This window comes from Micromonospora sp. L32 (assembly GCF_052068055.1).
Taxonomy (GTDB): Bacteria; Actinomycetota; Actinomycetes; order Mycobacteriales; family Micromonosporaceae; genus Micromonospora; species Micromonospora purpureochromogenes.
The window spans coordinates 114,516-124,272 of sequence record NZ_JBQHDD010000008.1; the positions used below are offsets into that span (position 1 = coordinate 114,516).

8 protein-coding genes and 1 pseudogene are annotated in these 9,757 nt (G+C 67.9%); 2 read left to right on the plus strand and 7 right to left on the minus strand.

Features of this window, described 5'->3' with window-relative positions:
• Window positions 1-70: 70 nt before the first annotated feature.
• Entirely contained in the window at window positions 71-907 is an 837-nt protein-coding gene (locus ACTMTB_RS22470) for a DUF4097 family beta strand repeat-containing protein (protein WP_441148229.1), read from the plus strand.
• Window positions 908-923: 16 nt separating this feature from the next.
• On the opposite strand, the gene ACTMTB_RS22475 is transcribed toward ACTMTB_RS22470, so the two are convergent.
• From ACTMTB_RS22475 to ACTMTB_RS22485, 3 genes and pseudogenes are all read right to left on the minus strand, one after another.
• On the minus strand, window positions 924-4,067 hold the full coding sequence (locus ACTMTB_RS22475) for a BTAD domain-containing putative transcriptional regulator (RefSeq protein ID WP_441148230.1): 3,144 nt from the start codon (window positions 4,065-4,067) through the stop codon (window positions 924-926).
• Between the two features lie 220 nt (window positions 4,068-4,287).
• Window positions 4,288-4,470, minus strand: a pseudogene (locus ACTMTB_RS22480) (hypothetical protein).
• 202 nt (window positions 4,471-4,672) lie between these two features.
• Window positions 4,673-4,852, minus strand: a complete 180-nt coding sequence (locus ACTMTB_RS22485; RefSeq protein WP_441148231.1) for a hypothetical protein — start codon at window positions 4,850-4,852, stop codon at window positions 4,673-4,675.
• A 423-nt stretch (window positions 4,853-5,275) separates the two neighbouring features.
• Here ACTMTB_RS22485 and ACTMTB_RS22490 point away from each other — a divergent pair, with 423 nt between their 5' ends.
• Window positions 5,276-6,697, plus strand: a complete 1,422-nt coding sequence (locus ACTMTB_RS22490) for a helix-turn-helix domain-containing protein (protein WP_441148232.1) — start codon at window positions 5,276-5,278, stop codon at window positions 6,695-6,697.
• 3 nt (window positions 6,698-6,700) lie between these two features.
• Here ACTMTB_RS22490 and ACTMTB_RS22495 read toward each other — a convergent pair whose 3' ends face one another.
• The 4 genes from ACTMTB_RS22495 to ACTMTB_RS22510 all read right to left on the minus strand — a co-directional run bounded on the left by ACTMTB_RS22495 (window position 6,701) and on the right by ACTMTB_RS22510 (window position 9,721).
• Window positions 6,701-7,267 (minus strand): NUDIX hydrolase, encoded by a 567-nt coding sequence (locus tag ACTMTB_RS22495; protein ID WP_441148365.1) that lies wholly within the window; start codon window positions 7,265-7,267, stop codon window positions 6,701-6,703.
• Window positions 7,268-7,823: 556 nt separating this feature from the next.
• Complete coding sequence (locus ACTMTB_RS22500) at window positions 7,824-8,396, minus strand: hypothetical protein (RefSeq protein WP_441148233.1); 573 nt, start codon at window positions 8,394-8,396, stop codon at window positions 7,824-7,826.
• Window positions 8,339-8,890: a matrixin family metalloprotease gene (locus ACTMTB_RS22505; protein WP_441148234.1), complete on the minus strand. Its 552-nt coding sequence runs from the start codon at window positions 8,888-8,890 to the stop codon at window positions 8,339-8,341. Before ACTMTB_RS22505 ends, ACTMTB_RS22500 begins: the two co-directional genes overlap by 58 nt.
• A gap of 492 nt (window positions 8,891-9,382) precedes the next feature.
• Window positions 9,383-9,721 carry an immunity 8 family protein gene (locus ACTMTB_RS22510; protein ID WP_441148235.1) on the minus strand — a complete coding sequence of 113 codons (339 nt, stop codon included), beginning with the start codon at window positions 9,719-9,721 and terminating at the stop codon, window positions 9,383-9,385.
• Window positions 9,722-9,757: the final 36 nt, after the last annotated feature.

Consider the following 9,757-nt stretch of genomic DNA (forward strand, 5'->3'; position numbering starts at 1 on the left):
GATGCTTCACCGGCTGGGGCGGCGGAGCCGCCCACCAACAGATCACGTACGAGACAGGAGGAGAGGCATCATGCCCACATTCGCCACGCCAGGACCCATCGTCGCCACCGTTGTTGTCGCCGGTGCTCGGGTGCGGGTCACCGCGAGCGACCGGACCGACACCGTGGTGCTGGTCGAACCCATCAACAAGGCGAGCCAGTCGGACGTCAGGGTGGCCGACAAGACCAAGGTCGACTTCGCCGGCGATCAGCTGTCGGTCAAGACGACCGCCTCCGGGGACAAGAACGGTTCGGTCGCCATCACGATCGACCTGCCCGCCGGCTCCAGCCTGGTTTCCTACCTGGCGCACTCGGATGTTCACGCTGAGGGCGCACTGGGAGAGTGCGAGCTGCACATGGCATCGGGTCGGGTCCAGCTCGATCGCATCAACGCGCTGCAGGCGAACATCGCGGCCGGTGAGGTCACGATCGGCCACATCGCCGAGCGCGCCACCATCGACGGCAGCACGTTCGCACTGCGGATCAGCGAGGTCGAGGACACCGTCAAGCTCTCGGGCTCCGGCGGGCAGATCTGGATCGGCCACGCGTCGGCCGACCTCGACCTCAGCAGTGGCAGCGGCAGTTTCGACATCGACCGCGCCGACGGCAGCGTCACCGCCAAGACAGGCAACGGCGCCATCCGGATCGGCCGGTTGACCCGCGGTCGGGCGGAGCTGGCGAACCACTCAGGAGACATCGAGATCGGCATCAGCGAGGGCACCGCTGCCCGGGTGGACGCCAACAGCAAGCGAGGGTCGGTGCGCAACTCCGTACCGCCCCAGGAAGACCCGGGCACGTCCGACAACCAGCTCACGGTTCACGCCCGCACGCGGCACGGCGACATCACCATCCAACGCGCCGCAAGCTGACGGGCGCTTGCCACGTTCAGGAGGCGAGCGTGACCGTGACCAACTGAGTCCAGCTCGTCTGCGTGCCGTCCCGAGCCGCCTCGGCGAACCGTGTGTCGCCGAGGCGGCTCCGCGCGGCCTGCTCAATCCGGGCCACATCCGGGTGGGCACGGTCCGGTAGTCCGCGCACGCCGGTGCTCGCCGCGAGCAGCCGCACGGCCTGCTCGTACTCTTCGCTGCGTAGTGCCAGGTCCGCGATCCCGACGAGGATCTGCGCGATCAGGGGTGCGTGCCCCGCCTCGGAGGCCGCCTGGCAGGCCGCCGCGTGGTGCGTGCGGGCCTCGCTGAGATCGTCGGCAAGGTGGCCGAGCAGGTCGTGTTTCACCGCGCGGATGTTCGCCTGCTCCGCGTCGTTGCCCAGCATGGTCGTCGCGACGCCGAGTTGCTGGTACGCCTCCTCGGCGTCGCCGCGCCAGCGGGCGAGTTCCGCCTTCGAGAGGGCCAGTTCGGCCAGGGCATCCGGCCAGGTGACCCGTTCCGCGCACCGTTGCGCCTCGGCCATGGCAGCCGCGCTGGAGTCCTTGTCGCCCAGCAGCCAGTACAGCTGAGCCTGTCGCGACCGCATGCGGATGACATCCTCGATGGCACCGACCTCGGTGACGACCGCGATCGCCTGTTCGTAATGCGCGCAGGCACGGGCGAACTCGCCGCGCACGGCGATTCGGTCCGCCAGCTCGGCCAGGGCGATCGAGATCCCGAACCGTTCGCCGATCGCGCGGAACGCGGCGAGCGCCGACTCGAGATACGCATCCGCATCCCGCCCGCCCTGGCCGACCATGATCCGCATCTTGCCGAGATGGAACCGGGCCAGTGCGCGTACCCACGGGTCCTCGTCGTCCAGCAATGGTTCCCACGCGGACAGGAACGCGTCCGGCGCCCGCAACATGCGTTCCAGCGGAACGACCAGTCCCAGCAGCGGATTACGGGACTGACTGCGCCGGCTGAACCGGTATGCCTTGTGGATCCACTCCTCCGCATGGTGTTCGTCGCCCCGCCCGGCGCTCACGAACAGCACAACGAGCGCGTACACGCTGGCCCGGATCTCATCGGCCACCTCGCCGGGCGTGTCGGTGGCCGCGATGATCAGCTCGATGCCTTCGGCCTTGTGCCCGCTGAGCCACCAGTACCAGCCGGCGCCGGCCGCGAGCCGCATCGCCGCGTTCGCCTCGCCGGCCGCGAGCGCACCACGCATCGCCGAACTGATGTTGTCGTGCTCGACACCGAGCGTGGCGAGCCATTCCAACTGCTCGGCGCGGCGGAGATGCGGGTCCGCGGTCTCGGCGAGTTCGGTGAAGTGGGCGAGATGCGCATGGCGCGCCAGGTCCGATTCCCCCGCCTCCGCGAGCCGGTGCCCGGCGTACTCCTTGATCGTGCCGAGCATCCGGTAGCGCGGTGCGCTGCCGCGATCGGCGACGAGCAGCGACTTCTCGGTCAGCGACGTGAGCAGCTCGAGCACCTGCTCCTGCTCGACCGCGTCGCCGGCGCAGACCCGCTCGGCCGCTTCCAGGCTCGCCCCGCCCGAGAACACCGAGAGCCTGCGCAGGACCGTCCGTTCGGCGTCGGTGAGCAACTCCCAGCTCCAGTCGACCACCGCGCGCAGCGTCCGGTGCCGCGGCAACGCGGTACGGCTGCCGCTGGTCAGCAGGCGGAACCGGTCGTCGAGCCGGTGGGCGAGCTGGTCGACGGACATGGTGCGCAACCTGGCCGCGGCCAGCTCGATCGCCAGCGGCATCCCGTCCAGCGCCCGGCAGACGCGCACCATCGTCGACACCGTGTGGGCGTCGACCGCGAGATCCCTGCGCACCGCGCCGGCCCGGTCCCGCAGCAACCGGACGGCCGGCGCGGACTCGATCTCGCCGGGGCTGGCGTCCCTCGCCGGCAGGGCCAGGGGCTCGACCAGCCACAGCGCCTCACCGGTGATGCCGAGCGGTTCCCTGCTCGTCGCCAGGATCCGCAGCCGCCGGCACTCCCCGAGCACTCGATGAGCGAACGTCGCCGCCGACTCGATCACGTGCTCACAGTTGTCCAGGATCAGCAGCGCCTCGCGCTCGCGGATCGCGGCGATGAGCCGGTCCGTCGGCTCCGCGTTCGGTGCCTCGCCAAGCAGCGCATCCCGCAGGCCGAGCCCGGCGAGCGCCGACTGCGCCACGTCACCGTCGGCGCCGATGGCGGCGAGCTCCACCAGCCAGGCCCCGTCCGGCAGGTCGCCGAGCAGCGTGCGCGCGGTTTCCGTGGCCAGCCTGGTCTTCCCCGAGCCGCCCGGCCCGATCAGGGTGGTGAGCCGATGGTCGGCGACGAGTTCGCGCACCGCGGCGACGTCACCGTCCTTGCCGACGAAGCTGGTCAGCTCGGCACGCAGGTTGGTCTTCCGGTTCTCCTCCCGCCGTCCCACCTCGCCCCGCAGCAGCGCGACGTGCAAGGCGGACAGCTCCGGTGCGGGGTCGACGCCCAGCGTGTCGGCCAGGGCTTCTCTGGTGCGCTGGTACACGAGCAGCGCCTCGCTGCCCCGACCGGCCGCCACGAGGGCACGCATCAGCGCGGCGACGAGCCGTTCGCGCACCGGATGCGCGGCCACCAGGTCGGTCAGCTCGGTGACCAGCTCCGCACCGTGGCCGAGGTCGACCTCCGCATCGAACCGATCCTCCAAGGCCCTCAGGCGCAGCCCCTCGAGCCGGGTGACCGCCGCGTCGAACGCCGCACTGCCCTGGAGGCCGACGTCCTGCAGGGCCGCACCGCGCCAGAGAGCGAGGGCCTCGCGCAGCAGTCGTACCCGCCGTGGATGGTCGTCATCGCGGACCTGGCCCGCGGTGACCAGGCGTTCGAACCGCACGGCGTCGACGGCGTCGGGTTCCACCGTCAACCGGTAGCCGTCCGGCTGCCCCTCGACCGATCCTTCCGGCAGCGCCTTACGCAGCCGGGAGACCAGGCGGTGCAGGGCATTCGTCGCGTCGGCGGGCGGGTGTTCACCCCAGATCCAGTCGACGAGCGTCGCCTTCGGGACCACCCGACCGGGTTCGAGCGCGAGAGCGATCAACAGCCCGCGCAGCCGCGCGCCCGGTACGTCGGCGAGGGCCCCGTCGTCCGTGCGAACCTCGAACGATCCGAGCATCCCGATCTGCACGCAGCAGATCCTGCCATGGGCCGCCGACCTCAGAGCGCCACGATCGCCGCCGTTGGCAGGCGGCGCAGGGCATGTTTCAATCGTCGCTCCTCCCGAAGGGACCAGCACCCAGACGTGCCTCCTGCCTTCATACTCGACACCAAGCAAGACATAGAGGCATATCAATGAAAGCGCCCGCCTCCGCCTGGCAGGGTGCCATTCAATCCGACGCAGCTATGACTCACACGAGCCGCTGCAGGCGAACCTTTGGTCGCTCTCCTGTCAGGTGCCGGTACTTGTGTTGGCGAACCTGCTCGTCCCAGACCTCCTGCTCGTAGTCCGAGTCCGGCGGGGATCCACTTGTGCGACCCGTCGCTGTAGTGGAACTTCTCGTCACCCACCGCAGGATGCTCACCGCACCCACCCAAGGAAGCGCCGGTGCAAGCTACCGGCTGGCATCCAGGTCAGATCCTCCGAGGCGCGAACCAGTTGGGCACCCATGTAGAGGGCCAGGGACACCGGCGCGCCATCGAACTCCGCACGCAACTCACGCTGGCGGGTCGGGCAGGGCCAAGGGCCGTCGCATCCTCCGCAACTCCAGATTGGCAGCACGGGTCCGTGGGTGGTCACGGCATCCAGCCGAGGAAGTGTGCGGTCATCGACCGGGCCTGCCGACTGGTTGCCCACTGCACCTGGCAGCAGGGATACGGCGCCATCCGCGCCCACCAGATGCGGCAGCCGATGCACATCCCGGCCGCCCCTGGCAGGTGCGCGGCAAGAATCTGCTGCTCCTGATTGTCGTTCACCGCTCATCCTTCACCGGCCAGTGACCTCTGTTGATCGGGATGTGGTGCTGGGCGCGGCACGGAAGTTCGGCGCCGCAGTGGCAGACGTGTCGCCACTTCCGCCACGACCAGATCGGCCTGTGGCGGCGGGCCAAAGTCATCGCCACGGCGAGCAGATACTCGTCGTACGAGACTCGGCGCGATGGCTCCCTGCGGGCCGCCCTCACGGTGCCTCCCCACGGGGCACAACACACGGTGCGGGGCGACTGCCCACTGGAGGCCGGCCGGTCAAGAGCATGCTTGGACTGTCCTGTCCGGCAGCGGTCGCCGACCATGTCGAGCAGTCATGTCACGGTGATATGACGTCCCTCGACCTGCGCGTCTTCGCCGTTAGGCTCCGCGGTGAGCACCTTGGGTAGTCAGTCCGCGACGCTGGGAGCCGCTGTGCTGCTCGATCCACTTCGGATTCCGGACGACGTCTGGTCCGACGCCGTAGTCCGCAATGCTCTGACCCGACGTGACGTCGGCGCACTGTTTCGGCGCGTCAGCCAACTGACCGGGGCGAGCCAGACCCGGATCGGTGCGGCCGTCGGCCTGGAGCAGGGGTACGTCAGCCGCGTCATGGCGGGACGGAAGGTGACGTCCATCGACGTGCTGGAACGCATCGCCGAAGGCTGCCGGATGCCTGACCAGGCCCGAATGGCGTTGGGGCTCGCACCGCAGGATCCGTCATGTCTCCTGGGCATGGCTTCGCCAGCGTGGGAGCGGCAGAGTGACCAGCCGGTCTACCGTTCCTGGCGCGAGGACGTCCGCGCCGCCCTGCAGTTGTGGGAAGGCGATGTGAACCGTCGAGACGTGATCCGGCAGGTGGCGTTCACCTCCGCCGGCTACACACTGCCGGCCCTGCGCTGGTTCACCGCACCCGCCGCGCCGGCCGTCGAGCAGGGCGGCCGTCGGTTTGTCGGCCAGCCCGACATCGACACCATCCGGGAGATGACCAGCACCTACCGCCGACTGGACAACCAGTACGGCGGCGGACACGCCCGGGCCGCCGTCACCCGATACCTCCACCAGGAGGTCACACCGCTGCTCAGCGACGGACGCTACGACGCCGCGACGGGGCGGCGACTCCTCAGCGCGGTTGCGGAGCTGACGCAGCTTGCCGGCTGGCAGGCGTACGACATGGCCGACCACGGGGTGGCGCAGCTTTACCTGACCCGCGCTCTGGACCTGGCCCGGGCCGCCGGCGATCCCGGCCTGGGGGCCGAGATCCTGTCCGCCATGAGCCACCAGGCCACCTACCTCGGGCACGGCACGACGGGCGTCGACCTCGCGCGGGCCGCACGGGAGACGGCACAGCGCGCCGGGCTCACCGTCCTGACCGCGGAGGCGTCCGTCATGGAGGCCCACGGGCATGCCGTGACCAAGGACGAACGGGCGTGCGCGGCTGCCCTCCATCTGGCGGAACAGGCCCTCGACCGGGCCGACCGAAGCAGTGATCCCCAGTGGCTCGGCTACTTCGACGAGGCTTACCTGTCGGCGAAGTTCGGTCACTGCCTGCACGCGCTCGGCAAGCCGGCCATGGCCGAGGGCTTCGCCGCCCGCTCCTTGCGGATGGACGAGCGCTATGTTCGCGGCAAAGCCTTCAACCTCGCTCTGCTCGCCACTGTCCAGGCGCAGCGGGGCGAGCCGGATCGGGCTTGCGCCATCGGAACCGACGCGTTGTCGCTCACCTCGCGACTTCAGTCGGCCCGAGCTGTCCGCTACGTACGCGATCTGCAAGCCCAGCTCGCGCCCCACCGCCAGCGGCCCACCGTCCGGCAGTTCATCCGCCGCGTCGACGCGGTCCTCGGCGCCCGGACCTGACGCCTACAACGCGCCCCGCGCCTGCCTCGCGACCAGCTCAAGCACCGCGATCACCGTGCCAGCCCCGACGATCTCGCCGCTGGTCACCAGCTCGCGCGCCTCGGCCAGCGGGATCCAGGCCACCTGCTCGGCCTCGTTCACGTCCACCGGAACGCCCGTGTACTCCGCCCTGCGCGCGAGGAACAGCAGGTTCTCAGCGTCCGCGGAACCCACCCACGGCTGAAACGACAGCAGCGGCTCCACCTCGTGCGGACGCCAGCCCGTCTCCTCCTCCACCTCACGAACCGCGCAGGCCACCGGCTGCTCCCGATCATCGACATAGCCGCCGGGAAGCTCCCACACCCACCGGTCGAACACGAACCGGTGCCGCCGCATCAGCAGCAGACGCTGCCGCTCGTCCAAGACGGCGACCATCGCCGACCGGGGCGCCCGGATCACGTACTGCTCGAACCGCACGCCGTCGGGCAACTCCACCTCAGCGATGCTCAGCCGCGCCCGCCGAGTGTCGTCGACGACCCGCTCACCGTGGATGGTCCATCGGGTCAGCTCCGTCGCCTGCTCCTCCGCCATGGGGACCAGTATCGACACACCGCCGCTACACCGGTCAGCCGCCCACGACGGCTGCCCGATGAGGCCACGGCCGGCGACGCCTCGGCAATTGGTGCTTAAGGTGCCGTACGGCAGCAGAAAGGCACCTCCCGTTCCCGAGGAGTGGCCTTTGACCTGCGTGGGCGGCACTGGGAACGAACCAGTGACCTCTTCGGTGTGAATGTCGATCTCGCCTGCCGTCGCGCTCCAACTGATGCCGTCAGGTGTCGTCGCGGGCGCCCTGGCCACCGTCGGAGCTCATCCGTTACCAGCTGGCACCGAGCCTCTGCTGACTAATGGCTGACGGCAGCAATCCGAGCCGTTTTGGGCTCCGGTCGTTCCTGGCCAGTGCCGCAGTCGCTGGGCGTGCTGCGGCCGCAGGGTGCCGTCCTCGCCCATCGGAAGCACAGACGCGCGCCCGCCTCTACGACGAGCGCGCGTCCGTCCCGCTCATAGCAGGGCTTCAGACGGCACTGAGCAGCGACGTCAGGATTACCTGAGCAAACGGCGGCCGTCGGGCAGGCGGCATGCTGGATTTCTAGATAACATCGTCCAGCTCGATCGTGCTCGGCAGCGAACTACCTGGGCCACCCGCGTACTCATAAACCTTGCCCTTGAGCTTGTATACGCCATCAGCGCCAGTGATGACTGTACGTTTGGTTCCGTCTGGATCATTCTCGATGTTCAGGTACAGCAGATAACTCTGGTCCAGCTGCAACAGCGGCGACGTATCTTCCGACACATACTGCTCAGTGCCGAGCTGACTTACCAGGGCATGCTTCTTTCCCCAAGACCCGACAATTACCTTTTCTACTTCCACAGTGGTCAAAGTGATCGGGAAGCCATGGGATGTCGCGGTTGTGCGCGAGACTGGACGCCCGGTAACGACCGCGACGCTGCCGCCCCGCAGATCAGCCAGTGTGCCTGGCCGGTTAATGCGATCGACCGAAATTTTTGGTGGCCGACTCGGAGATTCTTCCACCTCGGCAGATGCACACCCACCGAGGGGAAAAAGCGCTACAACCAAGAACGCATACCCAAGTAGCGACCGCATCAATAAATCGCGTTTGCGCCGTTGATGTCGTCCGTCCGAGGCGTCCAGTACCCGCACGAATCGTACAGGACTACTACATCGGTGGCCATGATGCGCCCGTCGGAGCAGTTTGCTCCGTTTGAGTGGGCGAGGCCTAGCGCGTGGCCAAGCTCGTGCACCATGACCGCTTGGCGCTTGAGGGCGCTGTAACTGTTCGTGTAGGACTTATTCCACCAGGCGACGATCGTCGTGTCCCACGTTCCCCCGCTGCAAGAGTGCAGCACCGGATTCTGCTGCGACGTGTCAAGGATGATCCCGGCAAATCTCAAGCCCTGCCACTCGGTGCCGAAGTTGCCGTCAGCCACTCTCACGTTGGCGCCGCTAGTCACCTGGGTGAAATTGAACTGCGTGCTTACGCTATTCCATGCATTGATTGCATTAGTGGCAGGTGCGGAGTAGCTAGAATCAGTGATGGCGGGCTGCCACTTGAGCGTATTCCCGCCCGCATTGAACTTACAATTGAAGAGATTGTATGCGGATGCCGGAGACGCCGGGACTGCGATGGCAGCCAAGACTACAACTAGAACAGCCGAAAACGCTGCGAGACGCCGCACATATTCCCCTTTGAATGTCGACACGAGCCCCGCCGAGCAGGATTACCGGCAGGTCTGCTGATTTTTATCGATGTCAAAGCGTCTGTCAAGGCCAAGATCCTCAGCCATCTTCAGCTGTCGGGTCGCCGCCGTTGACTGACCTGCGTCCGAGGGCGACCCACCCCACCATCCTCACTGTCTGCCGCCGACCCACACACCGTGGAGCGGGCCAGGGCCAGGGTGACACGGTGGAGGGCCCTACTGGACGAGTCTCAATAGCGGTTGTCAAGCGTCGGCGTGAGCGGTCCGGAGCGGCCTGGGGGTTAGAAGAAGATCGCGGATGCCTGGCCGGGTGGTCTGCTCCTGGTCAGCCCGTCCGTGGTTGTCGGGCAGCGTCGGCGTCAGCGGACGGGCTTGGCTGTACGAATGGCTGTACAGCGACAGGGCGAGCGGGAGTCCGTCCTAGCTCTTTTAGTCCTCGAACTCCCACAGCCCGAGTCGGCCGACCTTCTCTACAAACTCAGGCCGGCTGGCCGCCTCGACGTTCCCGATCAGCTTGCGTAGCGCCGCCTCAACGGCTGCGGTTGAGAACTCTTCTACGAACAACCAATGGCGCCCTACCAGGAAGGGCTGCCGCCGCAGTAGGTCAGCCAGAGCGGCAGGCGTGCAGACAGTCACCTGGTACTGCTCCTCGCCTGCCTCCCCAACGGCCCCGACGTACACCTCCACCAGCTGGGAGGTGTTCGAAGGATCGAAGGGCTCCCCTGATTCCACGTCTGGGAAACGCACCTGCCGGACCTCTGCGCGCATGGTGGCAAGGTACCGCCAACGTTCTAGCGACTCACG